At 60.0% G+C, this 24,992-nt stretch carries 23 protein-coding genes and 1 pseudogene; 16 read left to right on the top strand and 8 right to left on the bottom strand.

Features of this window, described 5'->3' with window-relative positions; all coding sequences use genetic code 11:
• Window positions 1-50 precede the first annotated feature (50 nt).
• Both IRY30_RS02465 and IRY30_RS02470 read left to right on the top strand, forming a co-directional pair.
• Entirely contained in the window at window positions 51-1,691 is a 1,641-nt protein-coding gene (locus tag IRY30_RS02465; RefSeq protein WP_228502505.1) for an FAD-binding oxidoreductase, read from the top strand.
• A gap of 128 nt (window positions 1,692-1,819) precedes the next feature.
• Window positions 1,820-2,800 (top strand): diacylglycerol kinase, encoded by a 981-nt coding sequence (locus IRY30_RS02470; protein WP_194555811.1) that lies wholly within the window; start codon window positions 1,820-1,822, stop codon window positions 2,798-2,800.
• A 48-nt stretch (window positions 2,801-2,848) separates the two neighbouring features.
• Here the strand turns inward: IRY30_RS02470 and IRY30_RS02475 are convergent, their stop codons facing one another.
• Window positions 2,849-3,184: a hypothetical protein gene (locus tag IRY30_RS02475; protein WP_194555812.1), complete on the bottom strand. Its 336-nt coding sequence runs from the start codon at window positions 3,182-3,184 to the stop codon at window positions 2,849-2,851.
• 131 nt (window positions 3,185-3,315) lie between these two features.
• On the opposite strand from IRY30_RS02475, the pseudogene tsaB reads away from it, so the two are divergent.
• From tsaB to groL, 5 genes and pseudogenes are all read left to right on the top strand, one after another.
• Window positions 3,316-4,512: pseudogene (tsaB, locus tag IRY30_RS10285) on the top strand (tRNA (adenosine(37)-N6)-threonylcarbamoyltransferase complex dimerization subunit type 1 TsaB); the annotation flags it as partial.
• A 150-nt stretch (window positions 4,513-4,662) separates the two neighbouring features.
• Window positions 4,663-5,760, top strand: a complete 1,098-nt coding sequence (tsaD, locus tag IRY30_RS10290) for a tRNA (adenosine(37)-N6)-threonylcarbamoyltransferase complex transferase subunit TsaD (RefSeq protein WP_228502806.1) — start codon at window positions 4,663-4,665, stop codon at window positions 5,758-5,760.
• Window positions 5,761-5,917: 157 nt separating this feature from the next.
• Window positions 5,918-6,346, top strand: coding sequence for a hypothetical protein (locus IRY30_RS02485; RefSeq protein WP_194555814.1), 429 nt, complete (start codon window positions 5,918-5,920; stop codon window positions 6,344-6,346).
• 290 nt (window positions 6,347-6,636) lie between these two features.
• Window positions 6,637-6,933 carry a co-chaperone GroES gene (gene groES / locus IRY30_RS02490; RefSeq protein WP_194556520.1) on the top strand — a complete coding sequence of 99 codons (297 nt, stop codon included), beginning with the start codon at window positions 6,637-6,639 and terminating at the stop codon, window positions 6,931-6,933.
• 12 nt (window positions 6,934-6,945) lie between these two features.
• Window positions 6,946-8,559 (top strand): chaperonin GroEL, encoded by a 1,614-nt coding sequence (gene groL, locus IRY30_RS02495; RefSeq protein WP_194555815.1) that lies wholly within the window; start codon window positions 6,946-6,948, stop codon window positions 8,557-8,559.
• Window positions 8,560-8,662: 103 nt separating this feature from the next.
• Here the strand turns inward: groL and IRY30_RS02500 are convergent, their stop codons facing one another.
• Window positions 8,663-8,968 carry a WhiB family transcriptional regulator gene (locus tag IRY30_RS02500; protein WP_194555816.1) on the bottom strand — a complete coding sequence of 102 codons (306 nt, stop codon included), beginning with the start codon at window positions 8,966-8,968 and terminating at the stop codon, window positions 8,663-8,665.
• Window positions 8,969-9,367: 399 nt separating this feature from the next.
• Between IRY30_RS02500 and shbA the strand changes: the two genes are divergently transcribed.
• Both shbA and IRY30_RS02510 read left to right on the top strand, forming a co-directional pair.
• On the top strand, window positions 9,368-9,952 hold the full coding sequence (gene shbA / locus IRY30_RS02505) for an RNA polymerase sigma factor ShbA (protein ID WP_194555817.1): 585 nt from the start codon (window positions 9,368-9,370) through the stop codon (window positions 9,950-9,952).
• A gap of 25 nt (window positions 9,953-9,977) precedes the next feature.
• A complete protein-coding gene (locus IRY30_RS02510; protein ID WP_194555818.1) occupies window positions 9,978-11,003 on the top strand; it encodes a hypothetical protein in 1,026 nt (341 codons plus the stop codon).
• 70 nt (window positions 11,004-11,073) lie between these two features.
• On the opposite strand, the gene IRY30_RS02515 is transcribed toward IRY30_RS02510, so the two are convergent.
• Window positions 11,074-11,499 carry a DUF5319 domain-containing protein gene (locus IRY30_RS02515; protein ID WP_228502507.1) on the bottom strand — a complete coding sequence of 142 codons (426 nt, stop codon included), beginning with the start codon at window positions 11,497-11,499 and terminating at the stop codon, window positions 11,074-11,076.
• A gap of 204 nt (window positions 11,500-11,703) precedes the next feature.
• Between IRY30_RS02515 and guaB the strand changes: the two genes are divergently transcribed.
• From guaB to guaA, 3 genes are all read left to right on the top strand, one after another.
• Window positions 11,704-13,236, top strand: coding sequence for an IMP dehydrogenase (gene guaB / locus IRY30_RS02520; RefSeq protein WP_309825486.1), 1,533 nt, complete (start codon window positions 11,704-11,706; stop codon window positions 13,234-13,236).
• A 73-nt stretch (window positions 13,237-13,309) separates the two neighbouring features.
• Window positions 13,310-14,488, top strand: a complete 1,179-nt coding sequence (locus IRY30_RS02525) for a GuaB3 family IMP dehydrogenase-related protein (RefSeq protein ID WP_194555820.1) — start codon at window positions 13,310-13,312, stop codon at window positions 14,486-14,488.
• 29 nt (window positions 14,489-14,517) lie between these two features.
• Window positions 14,518-16,098 (top strand): glutamine-hydrolyzing GMP synthase, encoded by a 1,581-nt coding sequence (gene guaA / locus IRY30_RS02530; RefSeq protein WP_309825481.1) that lies wholly within the window; start codon window positions 14,518-14,520, stop codon window positions 16,096-16,098.
• A 39-nt stretch (window positions 16,099-16,137) separates the two neighbouring features.
• Here the strand turns inward: guaA and IRY30_RS02535 are convergent, their stop codons facing one another.
• Entirely contained in the window at window positions 16,138-16,560 is a 423-nt protein-coding gene (locus tag IRY30_RS02535; RefSeq protein WP_194555821.1) for a hypothetical protein, read from the bottom strand.
• A gap of 253 nt (window positions 16,561-16,813) precedes the next feature.
• On the opposite strand from IRY30_RS02535, the gene IRY30_RS02540 reads away from it, so the two are divergent.
• The 4 genes from IRY30_RS02540 (at window position 16,814) to IRY30_RS02555 (ending at window position 20,672) form a co-directional block, all read left to right on the top strand.
• On the top strand, window positions 16,814-17,620 hold the full coding sequence (locus IRY30_RS02540; protein WP_194555822.1) for a hypothetical protein: 807 nt from the start codon (window positions 16,814-16,816) through the stop codon (window positions 17,618-17,620).
• Window positions 17,617-19,245 carry a Y-family DNA polymerase gene (locus IRY30_RS02545; protein ID WP_194555823.1) on the top strand — a complete coding sequence of 543 codons (1,629 nt, stop codon included), beginning with the start codon at window positions 17,617-17,619 and terminating at the stop codon, window positions 19,243-19,245. Before IRY30_RS02540 ends, IRY30_RS02545 begins: the two co-directional genes overlap by 4 nt.
• A gap of 105 nt (window positions 19,246-19,350) precedes the next feature.
• Window positions 19,351-20,346, top strand: coding sequence for a sucrase ferredoxin (locus IRY30_RS02550; protein WP_194555824.1), 996 nt, complete (start codon window positions 19,351-19,353; stop codon window positions 20,344-20,346).
• A 56-nt stretch (window positions 20,347-20,402) separates the two neighbouring features.
• On the top strand, window positions 20,403-20,672 hold the full coding sequence (locus IRY30_RS02555) for a hypothetical protein (protein ID WP_194555825.1): 270 nt from the start codon (window positions 20,403-20,405) through the stop codon (window positions 20,670-20,672).
• A gap of 111 nt (window positions 20,673-20,783) precedes the next feature.
• Here IRY30_RS02555 and IRY30_RS02560 read toward each other — a convergent pair whose 3' ends face one another.
• The 4 genes from IRY30_RS02560 to IRY30_RS02575 form a co-directional block, all read right to left on the bottom strand.
• Window positions 20,784-21,617 (bottom strand): restriction endonuclease, encoded by an 834-nt coding sequence (locus IRY30_RS02560; RefSeq protein WP_323741514.1) that lies wholly within the window; start codon window positions 21,615-21,617, stop codon window positions 20,784-20,786.
• 442 nt (window positions 21,618-22,059) lie between these two features.
• Window positions 22,060-22,749 carry a methionine ABC transporter permease gene (locus IRY30_RS02565; protein WP_194555826.1) on the bottom strand — a complete coding sequence of 230 codons (690 nt, stop codon included), beginning with the start codon at window positions 22,747-22,749 and terminating at the stop codon, window positions 22,060-22,062.
• Entirely contained in the window at window positions 22,746-23,798 is a 1,053-nt protein-coding gene (locus IRY30_RS02570) for a methionine ABC transporter ATP-binding protein (RefSeq protein ID WP_194555827.1), read from the bottom strand. The genes IRY30_RS02565 and IRY30_RS02570 overlap by 4 nt, the downstream gene beginning before the upstream one ends.
• 200 nt (window positions 23,799-23,998) lie before the next feature.
• Complete coding sequence (locus IRY30_RS02575) at window positions 23,999-24,868, bottom strand: MetQ/NlpA family ABC transporter substrate-binding protein (protein WP_194555828.1); 870 nt, start codon at window positions 24,866-24,868, stop codon at window positions 23,999-24,001.
• Window positions 24,869-24,992: the final 124 nt, after the last annotated feature.

The raw sequence follows: 24,992 nt of genomic DNA on the forward strand, positions 1-24,992 counted from the left end.
GAAGAAATCCCATTGATTTGGAATTCTTAAGATCAAGTAACGTGTTCGCTATGAACAGCATGTGGATACCGCCAATGTCCTACAACAAGTGGGGCACAGATGATGAAGCAAAAGAGATTTCCCCCTCTATTCAGAAGATGCTCGGCAAGGTTCTGGGCGTAACTCGCCCACAGATTGCCACCGAGCCCCCATTGGTGGCTTCCCGTGCGACGGCCGAAGATGTGCAGTTCTTCTCCAGGATCGTTGGCGAGGATTTCGTATCTACCGACGACGCCCACCGCCGGCCCCGCGCCCGCGGAAAGAGCTACCTGGACCTGTTGGAGTGGCGCGAGGGCAAGGAAGTCTCCGCTCCAGACGTGGCGGTGAGCCCGGCGAGCGAAGAAGAGATCCTCGAGATCTTGGAATACTGCTCTGAGCAGCAGATCGCGGTGGTTCCCTTCGGCGGAGGCACCTCTGTGGTGGGTGGAGTGAGCCCCCTCAAGGCGGAGAACCACCGCGCCGTGGTCAGCGTGGATCTTTCCCGCTTCACTGACGTGGAAGACGTGGACACCACCTCCGGTCTGGCCACCCTCGGTGCCGGGCTGCTCGGACCGCACGCAGAGATGAAGTTGGCGGAATACGGGATGCAGCTGGGCCACTTCCCGCAGTCCTTCCCCTACGCCAGCATCGGCGGGTTCGCCGCCACTCGCTCCAGCGGGCAGAACTCCGCTGGATACGGGCGCTTTGATGACATGGTCCGGGAAATGACCGTGGTGACTCCCAAGGGGATCATCCGGCCGGGCAAGGCCAGCCCCGCCACCGCAGCGGGCCCCTCGCTGAAGCAGCTCTTCATGGGATCTGAGGGTCTGTTCGGCATCATCACCCGCGTGCGCGTGCACATTCACCCCATCCCAGAAGTCAAGCGCTATGAGGCATTCAGCTTCCCTTCCTTTAACGACGGCGTGAATGCCCTGCGGGCGGTTGAGCAATCGGGTGCGGGACCGGCTGTCTTGCGCTTGTCCGATGAGATCGAATCCTCCGTGAACCTCACCTCCACCGACAAGATTGGTGAGAACGACGAGGAAGAGGTCAAGGGATGCCTGGCCATCACCATGTTTGAGGGCACTGAGGAGCACGCTCAGCGCACCCATGAGGAAACTCGGAATGTGCTGCTCGCTCACGGTGGAACCTCCGTTGGTGAGGAGCCAGCCCGCCAGTGGGAGAAGGGGCGCTTCGGGGCTCCCGTGCTGCGCGATTCACTGATGGACGCGGGTGCGCTGTGCGAGACCTTGGAAACCGCCACGGACTGGGCCAACGTGCCTCGTTTGAAGCGAGCCGTGGGCAAGGCACTGGCTTCTGTTCTGACGGAAGAATCCACCGCGTTGATCATGTGCCACGTGAGCCACGTGTACGCCACGGGTTGCTCGCTGTACTTCACCATCGTGGCCGGTGCCAGCGACAGCGTGGAAGAGACTGCCCAGAAGTGGAAGGCAGCGAAATCCGCAGCCACCGAGGCCATGACTCTCAACGGCGGAACCGTGACTCACCACCACGCGGTGGGCACGGATCACCTTCCATGGATGAACGAAGAGATTGGCGAGCTGGGAATCAACATCCTCCAGGCCGTGAAGAATGAGTTGGACCCGGCAGGAATTTTGAACCCGGGCAAGACTTTCTCTGCATTGAATGGGTTCCGTGGCACCCTGCTGTAAGGGTTCTGCAGCTAGATCCCTGCTGTAAGAACGCTGCTGCGCTGCTGTTCCGGTTCGATCCGGGGCAGCGAAGCATCAGCAATTTCCATTAATCGGCCAGCCTGTGGGCGAGGCCTCTAGGAGTAAAAGTGAAGAATCTTTCTGGGTCCGAACCGAACGGCTCCTTCGGGCCTCTGGAAGTCGGGACGCGCTCAATCAAGCGCATCGCCTTGCTCACCAACCCGTTGGCGGGCAAGGGTGCGGCCGTGCACGCGGCTCAGCGCGCCCGTGATCGCTTCTCCCAGCTGGGCATCGACGTGGTTTCCCTCCAAGGTGCCAGCGCAGCCTCCTCCCTGCAGTTGGCTGAGGCAGCGGTGAAGGATGAGCGCCTGGATGCCCTGGTGGTGTGCGGTGGCGATGGGCTCATCAACCTGGCGCTGCAGGCCCAAGCACAGACGGACATGCCCTTGGGTCTCATCCCCGCCGGTACGGGTAACGACCATGCGCGGGAATATCACATTCCCACGGACCCAGAAAAGGCTGCGGACGTGGTGGCTCAGGGCTTTTTCACCACCACGGATCTGGGCCTTATCACTGAAATCTCCCAGGATTCCGAAGAACCAGCGGAAACGCGCTGGTTCGGCACCATCGCGTGTGCCGGTTTCGATTCTCTGGTGACGGATCGCACCAACCGCATGACGTGGCCCAAGGGGCAGAATCGCTACAACTTGGCGATTGTTCGCGAAGTGATGAATTGGCGCACTATTCCCACTCGCATCGTGCTGGATCATGAGACGGTGATCGACGAGGGAATCAAGCTCTGCAGCATTGGCAACACCCAGACCTATGGTGGCGGAATGAAAATCTGCCCCACGGCCAATCACCACGATGGACTATTCGATCTCACAATCATGGGTGACATCAGCCGTACCAAGGCCGTGGGAAAATTCGCCAAGATCCTCAAGGGGACGCTGCAAGAAGGTGATGGAATCAGCTTCTACCGCGCCAAGCACGTGCGGATCGATATGCCCAACATGAATTGCTACGCGGATGGCGATCTCATGACCACCTTGCCGATGGAGCTCGAAGTAGTCTCCGGCGCAGGGCGTTACCTGGTGCCCCGCCCCTAATTGCCGCTGGTAGGGGGAGGGGCCTGGAAGCTCCTACTCAGAAAAGCTTTACTCAGATTCCGTAGGGACCTCGGCCGCAAACTTGGCCGGGGGAATTTCTCGTGGCAACGGAGCCGCCGAAGCCTGTGCAGCGACGATCCCATCCGTGCGATCATTCCCAGCCGGTTGGTAACGGCCAGCAGGTTGTTCAGGCCCTGTCGCAGCAGAATCAACGGCCGCGCCTGCGTGTTCCCCGGAAGTACCAGAAGAACTCTTTGAAGTGATCGACTTCACCAACTTGCCCGCAACCACTGGTAGATACACCTGGCCGTAGGTCAGCGCACGGTTCCGGATGCCGTTGGCAAACCCGGAGATCTGAGGCAACAGTCCAGACTGCTGAGTCATGGCGTATTCCTAACTAATCGCAAAAACGTTAACTCTCCAACACTTTACGTGGCACCACCACTTGGCCGAGAGGCCCCGTGGCTTAGCAGCTGGCGATTTTGCCTGTCTTGGCGTTCGCTAAACTAACCAGCATGTATGTGCTCACCGTTGATACTTCCACGTCCTATGTTGTTGCTGGGATCGTGGAAGTCTCCGCTCACCCGGAGAAGATCGAGACTGTGGCCGAGCGCATCGTGGACAACCCTCGGGGGCACATGGAGCTGCTCACCCCGCACATCGTGGAGTGTTTGGCAGAAGCCGAACTGCAACCCGATCAACTGGATTCCGTGGTCGTGGGCGTGGGTCCAGGTCCATTCACGGGGTTAAGGGTGGGCATGGCCACCGCCCAAGCTTTTGCCGACGCCCTCTCCATTCCCCTCCATGGCGTCGAATCAACTGCGGCCCTCGCTGCCCGGGCTTTTGCCCAGGTGGGAGACGAAAACCAGCAGGTTTCGGATGTGTTGGTGTGTACGGATGCGCGGCGTCGGGAATGGTACTGGGGTCATTACCACTTGAACGGCGATGGGGTTCTGGAGACCGTTGCCGGGCCCGGGGTGGCAAAGCCGGAGGATGTGTTGAACAGCCCCGAGGCACAGCATCCGTTGGTGATGAGCAAGGCCATCGCCGGTGATGTGGGTGCGGAATATTCGGTGATGGATAGTGATGCGTGCCCCACCCCGGAGAGTTTGCTCAAGGCAGCGATGATGCGCGTTAGCGGGAGCTACACCGAGCGCATGAGGAGTATTCAAGTTCCCGGGGAACCGCTGCGGGCGCTGTATCTGCGCCGGCCTGATGCGGTGGAGCCGAAGCGGAAGGTGCCTTCGGAGGCGGTGGATTTCGCGGCTGTCGAGGGGCAGGGGGAAACCGTGGAAACACCGGAAGCGAGTGCGCCGGCAGGGGATGACGTGAGGTTGGTGCGCCTGGATATTTCGGCCGCGCCAGCGATGGCTCATTTGGAGCAGTTGCTGTTTCAGGGGGATTCCCCGTGGCCACTAGAGGCCATTGAATATGAGCTCAGCCGGGATAACACGCACTACCTGGGCCTGGAGCGTGAGACCGCCCGTGGTCTGGAACTGGTGGGTTACCTGGGGCTCGCGCAAAACGGCTCGTCCGCTGATCCGGAATGGGAGATCCATACCGTTGGGCTAGCACCGGGAGAGCAGGGCAAGGGGTTGTCTAACCGCCTGCTGCAGGCAGGTCTGGAGATCGTGGATGCCCTGGGCGGGGACACGTTCCTGGAGGTGCGCACGGATAACTATCCGGCGATTGGCCTGTATGAACGCTACGGTTTTCTCACCACGCGGGTCCGCAAAAACTACTACCAACCAAGTGGTGCAGATGCGTATTCCATGATGCGCCCCGCGCTCAATTCATCGGTGAACAGGGATGAACTGCGGCTGAAAAAGGCTGCGCAGGACGAGGCCAAGAAGAATGATTCTCTGGTGATCCTGGGAGTGGAGACCTCCTGCGATGAAACCGGAGTGGGCATCGTAGAGCTGGATAATTCCGGCCCCAGCCCGCACGTGCGGATGATCAGCAACCGGGTGGCCAGCTCCATGGAACAACACGCGCGCTTTGGCGGAGTGGTGCCGGAGATCGCCAGCCGTGCGCACCTGGAAGCAATGGGCCCCACCATGCGCGAGGCACTGCGTGACCTGCGCAGAGACCGCCAGGCACAGGGACTGCCCACGCGCTACATGGAAAAGCCGGATGCAGTGGCGGCCACCATCGGGCCTGGGCTGGCCGGAGCTTTGCTCGTGGGCGCGGCTGCAGCCAAAGCCTATGCCGCTGCCTGGCAGGTCCCCTTCTATGCGGTGAATCACCTGGGCGGGCATGTTGCGGTGGATCTGTTGGACACCGCTGGTGAGGGGCGGGTGGCGTCGACAATGAACAATGCGATTGCCCTGCTGGCTTCCGGTGGGCACACGCAAATCCTGCACGTTCAAGGCGTGGGCAAACCCATGGAGGAAATGGGCGGGACATTGGATGATGCCGCGGGCGAAGCTTATGACAAGGTGGCGCGGCTCCTTGGGCTGGGCTATCCGGGCGGACCGGTGATCGATGCCCTGGCCGCGAGGGGTAATCCGCAGGCCATCGCGTTCCCGCGCGCGATGATGCGGCAGCAGGATGCCCGCTATGACTTCAGCTTCTCGGGTTTGAAAACTGCCGTGGCTCGGCACGTGGAAAAGGCAGAGAGAGAAGGGGAAACGCTGCTGGTGGAGGACGTGTGTGCGTCGTTTCAAGAAGCGGTGTGTGATGTACTCACCCGCAAGGCGGTGCGCGCGGCCCAGGATAAAGGAGCCACCACCATGCTGTTGGGTGGGGGAGTGTCCGCGAACTCTCGGCTGCGAGAGCTCTTGGCGCAGCGCTGTGCGGAAGCCGGCATTGAGCTGCATGTTCCGCCGTTCGCGCTGTGCACGGATAACGGAGTGATGATCGCGGCGCTGGCTGCACAGCTGATCGCGGAAGGTGCACAGCCCAGCGGGCTCACGGTGGGTACAGATCCGGGATTGGACGTAGAGGTTCCGCTGGTTTAACTGTGGCCAATCCCACTACTTGCACTGCGAGAACCCCTGGGTGCTGGCAGAATGGGCGAGGATAAATAGATGGGGTTGGTTCTCGGCGCATTCCTTTGCATTTAAGTGCAGAGAGATGGAGAACTGGCCGCATCCACAGTTCACAGAGGAGAATCACATGGCACGCAGCATCCTGGTCACCCCAGACCTCAAGACCGAAGAACACGATATCGAGATCTCTCAGGCAGCTGAGGTTTTGGGCGGCAGTGCTGATGACCGCCTGCACGTAGCGTTTGTAGAGTCCGGGCTGACTATCCCAGCTATTTACTCCTCCGAGGCAGCTCACGCGGAAAACCCGGAGCCTAACCCACTGGCTTCCATGGGTCGTAACGAGTCTGAGATCGGCAATGCTCGCTTCCTTTCCGATCCCACCCGCGCGATCCTCGGCCCAGTGCTGTTTATCGGTGAGAACGGCGCTGACCTCAGCGAAGAGGAAATCGAATCCGTGCACAACGGTATTCGTGCAGTGGAGAACTACCGCGAGGATCAGCCGGAAGAGTTCAAGCTCTGGCACGATGCCGTGGTGAACCTCACCCGCGGCATCTAATTAGCTCGAGAATTATTCGCCCGTAGCGCTCGCCTTGATCGGAGCGCTCACGGGCATTTTTCTGTCCTCTTGTGAGTATTGCGATGGCTGTGAACTGGCCAGTAACCCGAAGTTGACCGGTGTGGACTCAAGTTGTTGAGCGCTGGCACTCGCAGGGGTAGAGTGCTAGGTGGTTGTTTGACACACAGTTGTTCACCCGCGACGACGACTGTGCGCGGAAACCAACCGGCACAATCGAAAAATACTCGATCATCATCCGAGAACATTACGAATACATGGAGGTATTCATCGTGGCTAACGTGAACATCAAGCCGCTAGAGGACCGCGTTGTGGTTCAAATCGTTGAGGCTGAAACCACCACCGCATCCGGTTTGGTCATCCCAGATTCCGCTAAGGAAAAGCCACAGGAAGCTACCGTCATCGCGGTGGGTCCAGGCCGTTTCTCCGGCGAAGAGCGCGTTCCAATGGACATCAAGGAAGGCGACACCGTTGTCTTCTCCAAGTTCGGTGGAACCGAACTGAAGTACAACGGCGAAGAGTACTTGCTGCTCAGCCAGCGCGATATCCTCGCCATCATCGAAAAGTAAGCGGGTAACTGCATGTCAAAGCTCATTGCATTCGACCAAGAGGCCCGCGAAGGCCTGCAAAAGGGTGTGGACGCACTAGCTGACGCGGTGAAAGTAACCCTCGGCCCACGCGGCCGAAACGTCGTCCTGGATAAGGCCTTTGGTGGCCCTACCGTGACGAACGACGGTGTCACCATCGCCCGCGAAATCGATCTGGAAGATCCTTTCGAAAACCTGGGCGCGCAGCTGGTGAAGTCCGTGGCTGTCAAGACCAACGACATCGCCGGAGACGGCACCACCACGGCAACCCTGCTGGCTCAGGCCCTCATCAACGAGGGACTGCGCACCGTTGCAGCTGGTGCCAACCCCATCGCCGTGAACCGCGGCATTGAGATCGGTACCGAAAAGGTGCTCGAACTCCTCCGCGAGGCTGCTCAGCCCGTGGCGGACACCGAGGCTATCGCCAACGTGGCTACCGTTTCTTCCCGCGATGAGAAGATCGGCGCGATGGTTGCCGATGCCTTCGACAAGGTGGGCAAGGACGGTGTGGTGACCGTCGAAGAATCCCAGTCCATCGAGGACGAGTCCACCGTGACCGAGGGCATTTCCTTCGACAAGGGTTACCTGTCGCCATACTTCGTCACCGAAGAAGAGACCGGCCACGCCGTGCTGGAAGACGCACTGGTGCTGCTGGTTCGCGACAAGATCAGCTCCCTGCCTGATTTCCTCCCTCTGTTGGAGCAGATCGCGCAGTCCGGCAAGCAGGTCTTGATCGTCGCCGAGGACGTGGAGGGCGAGCCACTGCAGATGCTCGTACTCAACGCCATCCGTAAGTCCCTCAAGGTGGTTGCCGTGAAGGCGCCGTACTTCGGGGATCGACGCAAGGCTTTCATGGACGACCTCGCCATCGTGACCGGCGGTGTTGTCGTGGACAAGGAGCTCGCGCAATCGCTGGCCGAGACCAAGTTGGAAGACTTGGGCTCTGCTCGCCGCGTGACGGTGACCAAGGAAGACACGGTTATTGTCAACGGCGGAGGCTCTGCCGAAGCAGTGGAGGAGCGCCGTGGACAGCTGCGCACCGAGATCGAGCGCACCGATTCCACCTGGGATCAGGAGAAGCTGGAAGAGCGTTTGGCTAAGCTCTCCGGCGGTGTCGCTGTGATCCGTGCAGGTGGCGCTACCGAGACTGAGGTCAACGAGCGCAAGCTGCGCATCGAAGATGCCATCAACGCTGCACGCGCTGCAGCGCAGGAAGGTGTTATCGCCGGCGGCGGTTCTGTGCTGGTACAGATCGCTGAGCAGATCAACAGCCTGGCTGCCGAGTACGAAGGCGATGAGGCCATCGGCCTGCGCGCATTGTCTCGTGCACTGCGCCGGCCTGCCTACTGGATCGCGGATAACGCTGGTCTGGATGGAGCCGTAGTGGTTAATCGCGTGGCCGAGCAGCCTAATGGCTCCGGCTTCAACGCATCCACTCTGGAGTACGGAAACCTGCTGGATCAGGGCATTATCGATCCGGTGAAGGTGACCCACTCCGCAGTAATTAACGCCACTTCTGTGGCACGCATGGTCCTCACCACGGAAACTGCCGTGGTGGATAAGCCAGCCAAGCCCGCTGGGGCTGCTGGCCACGGACATCATCACTAAGTGATGAGCGCTGAAAAAGCGCCACCGAGAGAGTAAAAACTCCCGGTGGCGCTTTTTCTTTGCCCTGGCTTCAAGCGGGGTGTGGCTTGAGGGAAGGCGTTACTTAAGCGGAGATGCGACGATGACGGTTGCGTGAGGTGGGGCGAAGAATTGCATCACGCTCAGACTCGGACATGCCACCCCAGATGCCATAAGGCTCGCCGACCTCAAGCGCGTGGGTGCGGCACTGCTGCATCACTGGGCACTCGGAGCAAATGGTCTTGGCGCGGTGCTCACGCATGGCACGTGCTCGGCCACGCTCGCCATCTGGGTGGAAGAAGACGGAAGAATCAGCGCCGCGGCATGAGCCATGCAGCTGCCATTCCCAGATAGAAGAGGTAGGGCCCGGAAGCTGGCTTGGCTGTGGCATGCGGTGGGGTCTCCTTGAAGTGGTCATCAGTGTCGCGTTCGACAGGTAGAGACTCGCGGGGGCGCATGAACGAAAGGTAACGAGTAGGCACCATGCAGGTAACACCCAGCTAATAGACAGGCATGCATGAGATTTGCTGCCGTCCATCACCTGCGTGGATGGAGGATAGTGAACAGAAGGTGAAATGTTGACGCGCGCGGGAACAATCCCCCTATGGGGGGATGAGAGGGTGGAGGAAAACCTTCTCGTACCCGAAAAAGTAGAGGTCAAGATGGAGAAGAATGAGGTGCGCATTGGCCGGAGGGAGGGGTTAGTTTTGCCGAAAATGTGCTAATTTGTTTGAAGATTGTGTGCAGTAACACGTTTTGAAGAATCGGCAGATCAGGGATAAGTGAGTTCATGACTTCTACAGTGGAAAAGGACGCAGCCATTAAAGCTGTCGTTCCGCGCGCTGTGGACGGCGACCCCAAAGCCCTGCAGGAACTCATCAACCTGATTCACCCCCAGATCGTGCGTTATTGTCGCGCGCGCGTGGGAAATGGGCGCTATCCTACTGCTGATGACATTGCCCAAGAAGTCTGCTTGGCAGTCGCTCGTGCTCTCCCCACTTATCAAGAACAAAGCGTGCCATTCATGGCCTTCGTGTTTCGCATTGCAGCGAATAAGGTTGTGGATGCCCGCCGTGCCCATGCTCGTGATTTTTCCCAGCCGGTAGCAGAAGTTCCAGATGAAGAAGTAGCCACAGAGACCCCTGAATCTGAGATACTTTTTCTCGACTCGTGTAACGAAGTGGCTGGACTGCTCGATGTATTGAGCGACAAAGCAAGAGAAATCGTCACCCTAAGAGTCTTTGCAGGTTACTCTGCAGAGGAGACCGCCAAAATTCTTGACATGTCAGCCGGGGCAGTGCGCGTGGCACAGTTCCGAGCAATGGCAAAGCTTCGATCGCATTTGAGCCAAAAACCGATTCTTCCGCCCAGCTGACTCACGAATACTAGGAACTAGAGCAATGAACAAGAAAGATTCCTCGCAGGAGCACGGATCACTTTCCGATGTCCTCGCAGAGGATAACGCGATTGATCGGATCGCGTTGGGTGAGCACTACGAAGATGCTGACCAGCTACTTGCATTGTTGGCTTGTGCTCGCGCTGAGGTTGATAAGGACATTCCCGCGCCACCCGTCATGGCAGACCTGCTTGGCCAAGACTTCTACACCGAAGAATTCCACACCCAGGAATTCCAGGCTCAGTCTGCTGAATCCGATGCCCCGGTCCCACTGACCTCACGCCGATCAGTCGGATTCCGCCGCTCCGCGTCCACCGCAATTGCGGCTGGTGGTGCCTCGATTTCTGCAATGCTGATCGCCGGAGGCGTGGCTGCAGCGCTCGCTGTGGGCGGTCTCGGATACGTGGCTTACACCAAGTCTCAGGTTGAAGAGACCCAGGCTCCTATGGAAAGCATGGAACCCAGCACGGCCACGAATGGGGCAACGGACACTACTGCGTCTGAGACTGGTGGCGTCGAAGAATCAAAGAAGCCCGCAGAGTCGGACAGCGCTACCCCGACTGCGGAGAGCTTGGCCAAGGAGACCACGGGCCCAACCGCGGTGGTGAAGCCAAGCGAGACCCCAGCGTCCACCGAGGAGACCAAGCCTAGCGAGACTGAGGAGACGAACTCCCCGTCTGAATCCGCTACGGAATCCGCTGCTGAGACCACTCCGGAGAACACTGAGTTCACCCCGACCACCACTGTGTATTCGGGTGACCCTTCGGAAACCGCCACGGCTGCTCCTGCGCCCACCACGGATACCACTGAAGAATGGACGGTCACTACTCGTCCGGTAGCGGTGGAAGAGACCGTGGAGCGCCAAGAAATGCCAGTGGAGCCCCAGGAAGTCCCAGTGGAGCGTCAGGATGAGATCCGCGTGGAAGAACTGCCCGGCGGTTTCCCCGCTGAGGTTCTGCCAGTTCCAATCATGGCGATTGAAGCGCAGCCCGCGCCCACTACGGAAGTAATGGGTTCAAACGGATTCTGAGCGCGTGGCGTTTGAGCTGACGCTTTAAGAACGACGCCTAGCGCCGGCTGGTCTGAGACTAGCTGGCGCTTTACTTATCGCGCAGCCACGGGAAGCGGGGGCGTGCGCCGTTGAAGGCGAAGTCCATGGCATCGGCGTAACCCAAGCAATAATCCCAGGTCACGTACAGATCCGGGTTGGGTTGAGCACTGGGCTCGTGAACTGGAACCATCTGCTGCGCCAGCAAGGTCTTGATATTGGATTCGATGATGCCCCAATCATAAAAGTGCATCTCATCGCAGTCCTCACACAACATGGACACTCCCCGAATGCCACGCGGTTCCAGCAGACGCTGGAAATCCCGCACGTTGCGCAGATCGGACTTCAGCGCCTCAGCTTCCTCGGGCGTGACCGGAGGATGCTCCTCATCTGGTTCCAGCAGGGACGCGGGATCATCGGGATCATCCGCGAATGGATCCAGAGGCATGTCATGATTTCCGTAACTCACAGACTGCATACTACCTGCTAGTTCACCCCGGGGAACAGAAATACAGGTGATGGCGGTATTATCAAGGCATTCGGCCGTGGCGAGTGCTACCCGCACCTTAACGGCGATTTTCACGAGGTCAGAGCACAGCACAACCTGGTGTGAAACCGCCGGGCTCGCAGCCTCCACGGGCGCAGGCATTCACGAGCACAACATTTGAGGAAGGAACCGGGCGTGACATTCCCCCAGACCGTATCCACAGGCGGCGACGACCCACAGAAAGTTTCGCTGGTAGGGCTGACTTTTGATGACGTCCTCCTGCTTCCGGACGCATCCGATGTGATCCCTTCCGATGTGAACACTTCCACTCAATTGACGCGCAATATCCGCATCAACGTGCCCATTGCCTCCGCAGCCATGGATACCGTGACCGAAGCGCGCATGGCCGTGGCCATGGCTCGCCAAGGTGGCGTGGGTGTGCTGCACCGCAACCTGTCCATTGAGGATCAGGCGGAGCAGGTGGAGATCGTGAAGCGCTCCGAGGCTGGCATGGTCAAGGACCCAGTTACCGCCTCCCCAGAGATGACTATCCGCGAGGTGGATGATCTCTGTGCTCGCTACCGCATTTCCGGCCTGCCCGTGGTGGATGCGGACGGCCAGCTGGTGGGCATCATCACCAACCGTGACATGCGCTTCGAGCAGAACTTTGATCGCCCGGTTTCTGAGGCGATGACCCCCATGCCACTGGTGGTTGCCCAGGAGGGTGTCTCCACTGAAGAGGCATTGCGCCTGCTCAGCGAGCACAAGGTGGAGAAGCTGCCCATCGTGGATGCCGCTGGCAAGCTCACCGGACTGATCACAGTCAAGGACTTCGCCAAGCGCGAGAAGTACCCCAACTCCGCCAAGGATGCCTCCGGCCGTCTGCTGGTGGCAGCGGGTATCGGCACCGGCGAGGATTCCTGGAAGCGTGCCGGAGCACTGGTGGACGCTGGCGTGGATGCCCTGGTGGTGGATACCGCTCACGCGCACAACCGTGGCGTGCTGGACATGGTGGCTCGGGTGAAGAAGGAATTCGGCGATCGCATTGATGTGATCGGCGGCAACCTGGCCACTCGCGGTGCAGCCCAGGCAATGATTGATGCTGGCGCGGATGCCATCAAGGTGGGCATTGGCCCAGGTTCCATCTGCACCACCCGCGTGGTGGCTGGCGTGGGTGCCCCACAGATCACCGCCATCATGGAAGCCGCCGTGCCTGCACACAAGGCGGGCGTGCCCATCATTGCCGATGGTGGCATGCAGTACTCCGGTGATATCGCCAAGGCTTTGGCCGCTGGCGCCTCTACCGTGATGCTGGGCTCCATGTTGGCCGGTACCGAGGAAACCCCGGGCGAGACAGTCACCGTGAGTGGCAAGCAGTACAAGCGTTACCGCGGCATGGGTTCCATGGGCGCGATGCAGGGACGCGGCCTGACCGGTGAGAAGCGTTCCTACTCCAAGGACCGCTACTTCCAGGCAGACGTGAAGTCCGAAGAGAAGCTGGTGCCCGAAGGCATCGAGGGCCGCGTGCCTTTCCGCGGCTCCATCGAGACCGTGTTGCACCAGCACGTCGGTGGCCTGCGCGCTGCAATGGGGTACACCGGTGCAGCCATGATTGAGGAGCTGCACAAGGCTCGTTTCGTGCAGATCACCGGCGCTGGCCTGCGTGAATCCCACCCGCATGACGTGCAGGGAATCGTGGAAGCCCCCAACTACAACCCGGGTCGCTAGCGCGCGCCAGCGCCAGAACCCTTTGTAAACTCGTTGAGCACGTTGAATCCGTTGAAGAGGACAGGTTAATTTCATGCAGGATTATGTGGACATTGGACGCGGCCGTGTGGCGCGTCGCGTGTATGGCCTGGACCAGGTGGATATCGTCCCCTCTCGGCGTACGCGTAGCTCACACGACGTAGACACCTCGTGGAAGATCGATGCCTATGAGTTCGATATTCCCGTCATGGCTCACCCCACCGATGCCGTGGTGACCCCAGAATTCGCCATTCAATTCGGCAAACTGGGTGGCTTGCCTGTCATCAACGCGGAGGGCCTGTGGGGCCGCGCTGCGGATCTCGAGGCCGCATTAGCAGAGGTTGTGAATGCGGCCCGCGGAGAGCTGGAAAGCTTTTATTCTTCTTTCGACGCCGCCTCTGACAACTCCGCCCTCAAGACCGCCGATTACGGAGCGGCCAACGAGGTTCTCCAGCGCCTGCACGCGCAGCCGCTGGACGTGGATCTCCTGCAGGAACGCCTGAGCCTGGTGCGGGATTCCGGCGTGCGCTTTGCCGTGCGTGTCTCCCCGCAGCACGCGGCTGATCTGGCTCCGGCGCTGCTGAAGTCCGGCATGGACATGCTGGTGGTGCAGGGCACCCTGGTTTCTGCGGAACACGTGCACCGCGATGGAGAACCGCTGAACTTGAAGGAGTTCATCGGTTCTCTGGACGTGCCGGTTATCGCTGGTGGCGTGGTGGATTACACCACGGCCATGCACATGATGCGGACCGGTGCTGCCGGAGTGATCGTGGGTTCTGGTGACACCACCAACAGCGCGGCTTTGGGTATTGACGTGCCCATGGCCACGGCCATTGCTGAGGCCGCTGCGGCGCGTCGGGACTACCTGGACGAGACCGGCGGCCGCTATGTGCATGTGATTGCCGATTCGGAACTAGCGACCTCTGGCCAGGTGGCCAAAGCTATCGCCTGCGGTGCAGACGCTGTGGCGTTGGGCGCCCCGCTGGCCGCTGCTGAGTCCGCAGGTGCGCCATCGTGGTACTGGCCAGCGGTGGCGGGCCACCCTAAGGCACCACGTGGCGAAGTGAGCTTCACCGGCGAATACGGCACCTTGCCTCTGGAAGAGCTGCTGTTTGGACCCACCTCTAACCCTTATGGTGTGCAGAATATTGTGGGAGCTTTGCGTCGGTCCATGGCCAAGTGCGGATATACAGATTTGAAGAGCTTCCAGAAGGTTGACCTGGTGGTTCGCTAGCGAGGTTTCGGCGGGTAGACTGACTACCTGTGACTGAGACAGACCACATTCAGACCCCGCGCCCGGTTCTTGTTGTAGATTTCGGTGCGCAATACGCCCAGCTCATTGCACGCCGAGTGCGCGAGGTGAATCTGTACTCCGAGGTGATCCCTCACTCTATGCCCGCCGAAGAGGTGGCAGCGAAGAATCCTTCCGCGCTGATCCTCTCCGGTGGGCCTTCTTCGGTCTATGCCGATGGTGCGCCCGCACTGCAGGAAGGCCTGCTGGAGCTGGGTGTTCCGGTTTTCGGAATCTGCTATGGCTTCCAGGCCATGACCAACGCTCTGGGTGGCACCGTGGCGGAGACCGGCCGCCGCGAATACGGCCGCACCAAGATGCAGGTCACGGGTGGCGATTTGCACGCGGGACTGCCCGCAGAGCACCAGGTGTGGATGAGCCACGGGGATGCTGTTTCTGAGGCGCCCGAGGGCTTCGAGGTGACCGCCACCTCCGAGGGTGCTCCGGTTGCCGCATTTGAATGTGCCGAGCGCCGGATGGCCGGTGTGCAGTATCACCCAGAGGTGCTGCATTCACCTCATGGCCAGGAGATCTTGCGTCGATTCCTGACGGAAACGGCCGGCCTGCAGCCCACCTGGACGGCGGGCAACATCGCCGAGCAGCTGATCGAGCAGGTCAAGGAGCAGGTGGGGCCGGAAGGCCGAGCCATTTGTGGACTCTCCGGTGGCGTGGATTCCGCAGTGGCCGCAGCGCTGGTGCAGCGAGCAATCGGTGACCGTTTGACCTGTGTGTTCGTGGATCACGGTCTGCTGCGCGAGGGGGAGCGCGAGCAGGTGGAGCGCGATTTCGTGGCTGCGACTGGCGCAAACCTGGTGACGGTGGACGAGCGCGCAGCGTTCCTGGACAAGCTGGCGGGCGTTTCCGAGCCGGAAGCCAAGCGTAAGGCGATCGGCGCGGAATTTATCCGTTCTTTCGAGCGTGCGGTGGCCGGTGTGCTGGATTCCGCTCCGGAAGGCTCCTCGGTGGATTACCTGGTGCAGGGAACGCTGTACCCGGATGTGGTGGAATCCGGCGGGGGCTCCGGTACCGCGAACATCAAGAGCCACCACAACGTGGGCGGACTGCCCGATGACGTGGAATTTGACCTGGTAGAGCCGCTGCGCCTGCTGTTCAAGGACGAGGTGCGCGCGGTGGGTCGCGAGCTGGGTCTGCCCGAGGTGATCGTGGGGCGTCAGCCTTTCCCAGGGCCTGGCTTGGGCATCCGCATCATCGGCGAGGTCACCGAGGAGCGCCTGAACCTGCTGCGCAAGGCAGATGCCATCGCGCGCGAGGAGCTGACCATCGCCGGGCTGGATAACACCATCTGGCAGTGCCCAGTGGTGCTGCTGGCGGACGTGCGCTCCGTGGGTGTGCAGGGCGATGGCCGTACTTATGGTCATCCGATTGTGCTGCGTCCCGTATCCAGCGAGGATGCCATGACTGCGGACTGGACGCGCGTGCCTTATGACGTGCTGGAGACCATCTCCACCCGCATCACCAACGAGGTGGAAGATGTGAACCGCGTGGTGCTGGACATCACGTCCAAGCCACCCGGAACCATCGAGTGGGAGTAAGCCTCCCCGCCTGAGAGAGCCGGCCGTTTTCGCGAGAAGCTATTTCTTGCGGGGGCGGCCGGTTTCTTGCGTGATGGGGCGGATGTGCGCGGTGCCATCCAGCTGTGGGTGGACGGCCCATGCGTAGGCCGCGGCAATCGCAAACACGATGCCCGCCAAGACCCAGCTGCTGGCAACCACCGGCAGCACCATGAGGGCCAGCCATAGCGGGAAGAGGGGGAGTACCTGCGTGAAGCTGGTGGTGTACTTCTCGTTGCGCACCTCGACCGCCTTACGGACTTCGCGGCGATAAGGGTGGTTGAAGGTCACCAACAGGGCAATTGCCACGCTGAGCAGCAGCCCGATCAGCTTGATGCCCGTGGCGATGGGCATGGCCATGATGGCCACCGCTAGGCCCAGAAGCAGCGAGGTGGTGGCACGCACTGGAGTGGGGGCGGTGATGGGACGGCTGGCTTCACTCATGGTTCATCAGTGTAGAAGCCAGGGGGCAAATGGGGGAATTACGGCGTGATTGCGTGGTCTGATCTGCGCGGTTGACGGGGCGTGCGTCGGGGCATATTCTAACCGTTATGGGAACAGGTGTTCTATTTTATTAAGACGGCGCAGAACCTTCTGTTCTGACCCAATGGTACTGATGTTCCATACGTTCGTTCGTCCCGATTTCCTCATCAATCCTGTTGTAAACCCTCTTGACCTGCCCGAAAGGAGGTATTTCATGTCTATCGCGCCGCAAACTGCTTCTCGGGATATCGATCACACCATCTATGACCTGCGTAAGAAGATGGCTCGCATCACCGGGGAGCCAGTCGCAGCGATGGCTCCCGCCAGTGCATCCGCCCAGCCCGCTTCTGCGCCCAGCCCGTTCGCTGAGCCCGCTTCTGCACCGAGCTCATCGCCCAGCCCGGCACCAACCCCAGCTCCCCGTTTTGGCCACATCACCACGCTTCCCAGCCCGCCCTGGTTGGAACGCGCGGTAGACATGGGAGGCATTCCCCGGGCGATGGTGACAGCCGTGGCGGATTGCCCCGCCGTACATGTGGAGCTGCTCGTGGCTGCCACCCGCGCGGGCAGTTGCGTGGCTGTCGTCGGCTATCCGCACCTGGCGCTGGCTGCCGTCGATGCTGCCGGGGGAGACCTTGAGCGCATGATGGTGATCCCCGACCCCGCCCCGCACGCAGGTGCTGTGTTGGGAACGCTGGTGGAAAGCCTGGACATGGTGTTCTACCGACCAGTGAAGAATGCGTCCCCTACCTTCACCCGCCCCGTGGAGGCTCGCCTGCACAAGAGCCGCTGCGCTCTGGTGGTATCCGGTCATGCGTGGCCCAAGGTGCAGTTGAACATCGATGCCCACGTTGTCGGCATCCGCGGTTTAGGTCGCGGGTCTGGCCGGGTTCGCGGCGTGGAGGTCGATGGGCGCGTGTGGGGTAAATCCCAGCCACCGCGGAGCTTCCATGCCGTGGTGGGTGCCACTTCTTCCTTTATGGTCGACGCCACCCCTGAGCCCCAAGAGATCGCCCGATGAGCCCGCGCGTGACGGTCCTGTGGTTCCCGGATTGGCCCGTGTATTCCATCGGCAAGGCCAAAGGCTGGGATCTTCTGCAACCGGGAGCGGTTGTGGTGGAGCACAAAATCAATGCGTGCAACGCTGCAGCGCGGAAAGCCGGGGTGCGCAAGGGGATGAAGCAGCGCCATGCGCTGTCTTTGTGCCCGCAGCTGGAAGTGGCTGAAGATGACCCCGCGCGCCAGTTGGCGGTGCACGAGGACGTGCTGACATCACTGGAGCAGGTAGCCGCGGGAGTGGAAACGCTCCGGCCCGGGCTGGTGGCTTTCCCCGCTGATTCCTTGGCACGTTATTACGGGGGCGAGGACCAGGCCGTGGAGCTGCTGCTGGATGCAGCGGTGCGCATGCAGGCGGATTGTCTAGCCGGAACGGCCGATGATGTGGTCACCGCGGTGTGGGCAGCGCGGCGCGGCAGGAATATCCCCCCTGGCCAGGGGCCAAAGTTTATCCGCAGCTTGCCGGTGGAGGAGATGGTCAGCGAACCCGCGCTCAATGGATCCCCGGATGTGGTCCGAGTGCTCCGAGAGCTGGGAGTGCGCACCCTCGGGGAGTTCGCAGCGCTGCCGCGCGGGGATGTTTCCGCGCGCTTCGGGGCGGTGGGTGCGCAGTGGCATCGCATTGCGGCAGGGGAGATTGATCGCTCGGTATCCCCGCGGCGAGATGTGCCACCGATTGAGGTGCGCCATGAGGTGGATGAGCCTATCGCGCAGACGGAAACCGCGGCGTTTGTGGCGCGGCACGTGGCGGCACGTCTGCACGCGGAGCTTTTCGCTGCGGGAGATGCCTGCCTGCGCTTGGCCGTGCGCGCATATCTCTCGGCACCAGCGGGATATTCGGGTGCCACGATGATCGAGCGGATGTGGCGGTGCCGGGAACCGCTGACAGAAGAGGACACCGCCCAGCGGGTGCGCTGGCAGCTTGAGGGGTGGATTACTCGTCTGCGGCAACAACCCCGGGGAGATTCCGAAGACTGGGATCAGCCCGTGGGTGTGGTGGCTCTGGAACTGGTCCCCGTGGAGACAGTGCCCGCGGGTTCGGTGGAGTCCGCGCTCTGGGGAGGCCCGGATGAAGGGATTCGCGCCATCCGCGCTGCGGCCGGTCGTGCCCAAGCGTTGATCGGTGTGCACAATGTGCTGCGCCCGGTGCATCGCGGTGGGCGCGCAGTGGCCAGCCGAGTGATGACAGTTCCCTATGGGGATGAAGACCCGGAAGAGGTCAGCGCACTGATGACCCGGCAGTGGCAGGGCGAGTTGCTGCACCCGTTGCCTTCGGTGATCGGAGTGAAAGCAGGAGGGATGACAGCCCCTTCGGCAGCCCACCCCGCCGCCAAAGTGGAGGTGCGTAACGCTCAGGATGAACCCATCTATGTCTCTGGCAGAGGATTGCTCAGCCATGAACCCGCCTACTTGCAGTGGGGTGCCCGGCGAGTGGAGATCACCGGATGGGCCGGCCCGTGGCCAGTGGATGAGCAATGGTGGGCGCGGGGAAAGCGTTATGCGCGGATGCAGGTGGCTACCGCGGACCCACCAGGAGCCTTCTTGCTGGTGAGTAGGGATACCGCGTGGAGAATCGAGGCCTCGTACTGAGGAAGGGGAGATGCTGCAAAAGGAATGTGGAGTAGGAGACAAGCCGATGGAGCAAAGCAGAAACGCAGGTGAGTAGAGAAAAACTGCGCTGGTAACGTGAGAGATATGTCCACGCGGAGAAACCCACTAGCCGGAGTCACCATGAGCAGTCCGGATGACGAAGAGAAGTGGAAGGAAGCTGTCTGCTCCACGCTGACGGGGGAGCAGCTGGCAGGTACCGCGCGTGGGGGAAAGGTCACCCTCGCGCTGGAGTATCCACGCGGTTGGGGACGAGACATCCTCGATGGGGAAGCATTGGGGAAAGAGCTATCGGGGAAGCTCAAAAAATTCATCAAATCTCATGGCGCGCAACTGCAGTTCATTCGGCAGCCTGGGCGCGCCGGGCAGCACTACAAAACCGATGATCTGCGTCCGGTGCTCTACCTCAGTTGGTCGGCGGGAATTGGCGATGTGACGCAGCCCGTCCTCGAGCGCATGCGGGTGGAAGGGCCGGAATCTCTGTTGGAGCTGGACCTTTCCCAACCCGGAAACACTCCTGGGGCAGTGCGGGTGGAGCATCCCGTGCTGCTGGTGTGCACGCACGGCAGGCGGGATCTGTGCTGTGCGGTATGGGGTCGGCCGCTGGCCTCTGACCTCTCGAAGGAATGGCCCAGTGATTATGTGTGGGAAACCTCCCACACCAAGGGGCACCGCTTCGCACCAGCCACGATGCTCCTACCCGGCAACTATTCCTACGGGCGCAACGCGGTGAACTCCGCGAACGAAATCCTCGAGCATGCGCAGCGCGGGGAGCTGTGGCTACAGGGCAACCGCGGGCGGGGTGTGTGGGACAGCCCGGGTCAGGTGGCTGAGTTGGCTGTGGGCCGGATGCTTCACGACGCCAGCGAGTCCATTCCCCTGGCCGGATTACAGGTGGAAACTCCTGAGGAGCAACCGCGGGAGAAGAAACGCGCGATTCGTGTGGTGCACGATGCGACCAAGAATCGGCAGTGGACAGTGGAGCTGGAGAGCCGCCCATCGGTGATGACCAAGGGCTCCTGCGGGGACAAGCCCAAGCGGGTGAGCTCCTGGGTAGTGCTGGGGATTAAAGAAGAAAGCTAGCGCGACCTGCGGGAAAGTTTCTGCCCCGAAAATTTTACGCTGGTACGATAGATTGCATGGCTAACGAAAATTCAAACACAGGCGCTGGCGAAGCCAGCAACACCGATTCCGCAAACGTACGAGCAGACAGCCTAGACAACCACGTTGGCGAGCAGATTCGCTTTATTGTCGAAGGCAAGACCATCGAAGGAACCTTCGAGGGTTACGAAGAGTCCGAGAACATCGAGACCAAGAGCCTTCGCGTGAAGACTGAGGGCACTGAAGATGACGTTGTCGTGGTTGGCGTGAACAGCGACGCAATCGTCAAGCTCACCGACAAGCAGTAACAAACTTAAGATCTTGTAAAAGGTAGGAAAGTAATCCCCATCCATTAAATTGGATGGGGATTACTTGTACGCGAGATGAGATCATCAAGAGTGCCATTACTTGTACCGTATTTAGTCGAAGTAATCTTCATCGACTTCCACAATGTGTACTCTCCGTTTGATCTGAACTCCTACGCCATGACGGATCATTAGCTTGGAAAGCAGTGGCCCATCGATAAGAACAACCCTTGATGAGACTGAATCTGCGTATGTCTTTGCTCCTGCGGTGAATGAACAGGTAGTTAGAAATACCCCTTGTGATGCCTGAGCGCCATGGAGGGCTCCGACGAATGCTTGGACATCCGGGCGAGTAATTGTATTACTCATTTCGTACCGCTTGGCCTGAACGTAAATCCGCGAAAGTCCCAAAGCATCTTGGTCGATAACTCCGTCAATGCCCTTGTCATTGGTCAACTGGGTGCGTTTTGCGCTTCCAAGTGATCCCCCATAACCCATCGCCATGAGTAAATCCAAAACCGCTTGCTCAAAAAATACTGGTTCACGTTCGTGCAGTCTGCGAAGCAGTTCATCAGCCACTAGATCTTCATTTCGCCGTTGCCCATCTTCTACTTGCTCTAGAGGAGTTAAATTTGATTCGGGGCTTGTAGCGGGATCTGGGGCATCCAAAACACTGTGGGAAGGGGGGGTTATGAACTTGAGATAGTTTTCGTTGCCTTCTAAGCGCAAAGCTTTTTCAGTCAGACCCTGAGGGTGTTTATGCAATAACTCGGTGCCTTTTTCCGTAATCGACCAGTGTCCACGGGCCGGAGACGAAATGGCGCCTGCCTTATTCAAGTATGTGATCGCCCAATTTGTACGATTCACATAGCGTGGCCCTCCCGAAGAGATCAAGTCACTGCGGTCTGCATCGGTAAGTTGCAGGATGTTCGAAGCCAGCGTAACTATTTCTCATCGTTGACGTGTGGATCCATCAGCTAGAACTTCCAAACAGGGAATCATGAATTTGTCCCACGAAGGAACGGCCATCGGTTTCTCCTTAGGAGGACGAAGATTCGAGTAAACAAGTGAACTTTAATTTTAAGTTAGCTTATTAGAAATTCTGTGCAGTAAACGAACTGGTTTCATTTTACTTAGATTGGATGGAGCACACTTCCAAACTGAAACAGAGAGATAATAGACACAGGTTGGTGGCTGCCAGGAGGGCCCAGCCTAAGGGTGGTGCTTGAGCTCCCACAAAAATATTTAGAGACTAGACGGACAAGCGACAAGTATCAGCAGTAGCTGAGCACAAGCGAAAACCCCCAGCCGGAAGAACCGGTTGGGGGTTTTGTTGTGCCTGGCGGCAAGTGCCGAGCACTGGCCAGCCAAGCACCGGCCAGCCAAGAACCTAGCGGCGCATGATCTTGCGCGCCGCCCAGTTGCCCAGCAGCTGCGCGATCTGCACGATCACGATGATCACAGCAACGGTGATCCACGTGACCTGATCGTTGAAGGTGCGGTAACCGTAGACGATGGCGAAGTCTCCCAAGCCACCAGCGCCGATGTAACCGGCCATCGCGGACATATCCACGATGGAGATGAACACGAAGGTGAAGCCCAGGATCAGCGGGCCCAGTGCCTCGGGGATGATCACGGAGGTGATGATCTTCAGCGGGGAAGCGCCCATGGACTTCGCGGCCTCGATCACACCGGGATCAATGGACACCAGGTTCTGCTCCACGATGCGAGCAGCACCGAAGGTGGCGGCCACCACCATGCCCACGATCGCCGCTTCCATGCCGATGCGCGAACCCACCAGGATGTCCGTCAGTGGACCAATGGCGGTCAGCAAGATGATGAACGGGATGGGGCGGAAGAAGTTCACCAGGAAGTTCAGCAGCAGGTACACCGGCCGGTTCTGCAGCACGCCACCGGAACGGGTGGTGTACAGCAGCAGCCCGAGCAGCAGTCCCAGCACTGCGGAGAGCACCAGCGTGATGGAGACCATGTAGAGCGTGTCCCAAATGGCCTTCGTGAAAGTTGGGCCCAGGCGGTCCCAGTCCATTTGAGCCAGGATCATTGTGTTGTCTGTGCTCATCGGATCTCCTCAATTTCGGTGGTGCGGTTCATCGCTTGGTAAAAGTTCTCGATGGCTGCGTCGGCCTCCGGGGAGTTACCGGTCATGCGCAGGGTCAGTTTGCCGAAGCTGTGCTGTTGCAAGGTGGTGATACCGCCGTGGACGATATTCACGGCGACACCTGCATGAGCTGCCTCGGAGATGGCGTCGAAAAATCCAATGCCCTCCGCCATGGTCACGGTGAACAGGCGGCCAGACGTTGCCTGCAAGGCTTCCGATTCCACCATGTCCGGGGTGTTACGCAGGGAGGTGGCCACGAAGTTGGCGGCCACGGCGGTGCGGGGGTTGGAGAAGACCTCGTACACGCTGCCCTGCTCCACGATCTGGCCGGCTTCCATGACCACCACGCGGTCGGCGATGCTGCGCACCACTTCCATCTCGTGGGTGATCACCACGATGGTGATGCCCAGGTCCTTATTGACCTTGCGCAGCAGCTCCAGCACGTCGCGGGTGGTGGAAGGATCCAGTGCGGAGGTGGCCTCATCGGCCAGCAGTAGGCGAGGGTTGGTGGCCAGCGCACGGGCAATACCCACGCGCTGCTTCTGCCCACCGGAAAGCTGCTCGGGGTAGGACTTGCCCTTATCGGACAGGCCCACAAACTCCAGTAGCTCCTGCACGCGCGCCTTGCGCTCGGCGGTTCCCATACCCTGCAGCTTCAGTGGGTAGGCGATGTTGGCCTCCACGTTGCGGGAGGTCATGAGGTTGAACTGCTGGAAGATCATGCCGATATCCGAGCGCAGCTTGCGCATCTCGGATTCCTTCAGCGGGACGATGTCCTTGCCATCCAGCAGAATCTCACCGGAGGTGGGGCGATCCAGGCCATTGATCTGGCGGACCAGCGTGGACTTACCGGCACCGGAGTAACCGATGATGCCCACGATGGATCCGGCGGGGATGGACGTGTTGACGTCCTTGAGGGCAGTGACTTCCTTGCGGCCTTGGGCGAAAACCTTATGGACGCCGCGGAATTCCACCTCAGTACCGGTGGTTGTGGTGGCCTGTTGAGCCATGGGAAACCTCGTTGCGTGTGTGGGTTGCGTGTTTTGGAATGCTTGCTTGAAGAGTTAGTGGAGCGGGGAGAGCGAGCGAAAGGGGCCGGCCGCAGGCTTCTCAGTGAAGCTGAGCGGCAAGCCCCTTTCGTGACGCGAGACAGTGGCTTCAGACAAGATCCGGTCCGGAGACTGGTCTCACTTCAGCCCGTTCGCGGGACTTACTTGGCGTCCTTGATCTTGCCTTCGATGCCGGTGAGGATCTCATCCAGCTCCTTGCCGTCCTTCTTCACCTCAACGGAGGTGCCTTCAGTCTGGCGATCAATGGCATCCTGAACCTTCTGGGAGTGCCATACGTCCACGAGCTTCTTCAGGTCTTCATCGTCCTTGCGCTCTTCGGTGGTCACGAAGGCGTTGATGAAAGGCTCTGCAGCTGGGGCGCTGGGGTCATCCTGTGCAACTGCGCTCTTGGGGTCAATGTTGCCATTGGACAAGAAGGAGTTGTTGATGACGGATGGGGTGCCGTCCTGGTAGGAAGTCACGGTCTGGGCTGCGTCCACTGGGGTGACCTTCACCTTGGACTTTGCGGTATCCACGTCAGCTGGGGTGGGGGAGAGCAGGGACTTGTCCTTGAGCTCCAGCAGGCCAGCGTTTGCCAGCATGTGCAGTGCGCGGCCCTGGTTGGTTGGGTCGTTCGGGATGGCAACTTCGCCGGCCTCTTCGACGTCCTTCAGCTCACTGTGGTCCTTGAAGTACAGGGCCAGTGGGATGATCTCGGTGGCGCCGATTGGGGTGAGGTTGGCATCGCTGTTGACGTTGTAGTCAGCCAGGAACATCAGGTGCTGGAAGTTGTTGACATCAATCTGTCCCTCTTCCAGTGCGCGGTTGGGCAGGGAGTAGTCGGAGAACGGAACGAGCTCCAGGTTCAGGCCCTGTGCCTTGGCTTCTTCTTGGAAGACCTGCCACTGCTCTTGGCCTTGGTCGGTGGTGCCGACCTTGATGACATCTTCGTCGTTGCCACCGCAGGCTGCGAGGGAGAAGGTTGCGGCGATGGCGATCACAGATGCTGCTGCTTTTTTGCGAAGGGACATGCGGGGTCCTCTTTCTATCGTCTTTTGGGTTGGGCTGAATTTATCATCCCGATCGCAAAATGAACAACTTGGTCTAGTTTTTCGGTGTTTGGGCATGGCTGGGCGGGTTTTGTCCCCCTCTTTT

The organism is Corynebacterium suicordis DSM 45110 (assembly GCF_015351405.1).
GTDB classification, from domain to species: Bacteria; Actinomycetota; Actinomycetes; order Mycobacteriales; family Mycobacteriaceae; genus Corynebacterium; species Corynebacterium suicordis.

Coding starts and splice junctions, on each gene's coding strand:
- IRY30_RS02465 (WP_228502505.1), top strand. CDS start 51: ATGAACAGCATGTGGATACCGCCAATGTCCTACAACAAGTGGGGCACA.
- IRY30_RS02475 (WP_194555812.1), bottom strand. CDS start 3,184: ATGACTCAGCAGTCTGGACTGTTGCCTCAGATCTCCGGGTTTGCCAAC.
- IRY30_RS02485 (WP_194555814.1), top strand. CDS start 5,918: ATGGCACGCAGCATCCTGGTCACCCCAGACCTCAAGACCGAAGAACAC.
- groL (WP_194555815.1), top strand. CDS start 6,946: ATGTCAAAGCTCATTGCATTCGACCAAGAGGCCCGCGAAGGCCTGCAA.
- IRY30_RS02500 (WP_194555816.1), bottom strand. CDS start 8,968: ATGCCACAGCCAAGCCAGCTTCCGGGCCCTACCTCTTCTATCTGGGAA.
- shbA (WP_194555817.1), top strand. CDS start 9,368: ATGACTTCTACAGTGGAAAAGGACGCAGCCATTAAAGCTGTCGTTCCG.
- IRY30_RS02510 (WP_194555818.1), top strand. CDS start 9,978: ATGAACAAGAAAGATTCCTCGCAGGAGCACGGATCACTTTCCGATGTC.
- IRY30_RS02515 (WP_228502507.1), bottom strand. CDS start 11,499: ATGCAGTCTGTGAGTTACGGAAATCATGACATGCCTCTGGATCCATTC.
- IRY30_RS02525 (WP_194555820.1), top strand. CDS start 13,310: ATGCAGGATTATGTGGACATTGGACGCGGCCGTGTGGCGCGTCGCGTG.
- IRY30_RS02535 (WP_194555821.1), bottom strand. CDS start 16,560: ATGAGTGAAGCCAGCCGTCCCATCACCGCCCCCACTCCAGTGCGTGCC.
- IRY30_RS02540 (WP_194555822.1), top strand. CDS start 16,814: ATGTCTATCGCGCCGCAAACTGCTTCTCGGGATATCGATCACACCATC.
- IRY30_RS02545 (WP_194555823.1), top strand. CDS start 17,617: ATGAGCCCGCGCGTGACGGTCCTGTGGTTCCCGGATTGGCCCGTGTAT.
- IRY30_RS02550 (WP_194555824.1), top strand. CDS start 19,351: ATGTCCACGCGGAGAAACCCACTAGCCGGAGTCACCATGAGCAGTCCG.
- IRY30_RS02555 (WP_194555825.1), top strand. CDS start 20,403: ATGGCTAACGAAAATTCAAACACAGGCGCTGGCGAAGCCAGCAACACC.
- IRY30_RS02565 (WP_194555826.1), bottom strand. CDS start 22,749: ATGAGCACAGACAACACAATGATCCTGGCTCAAATGGACTGGGACCGC.
- IRY30_RS02570 (WP_194555827.1), bottom strand. CDS start 23,798: ATGGCTCAACAGGCCACCACAACCACCGGTACTGAGGTGGAATTCCGC.
- IRY30_RS02575 (WP_194555828.1), bottom strand. CDS start 24,868: ATGTCCCTTCGCAAAAAAGCAGCAGCATCTGTGATCGCCATCGCCGCA.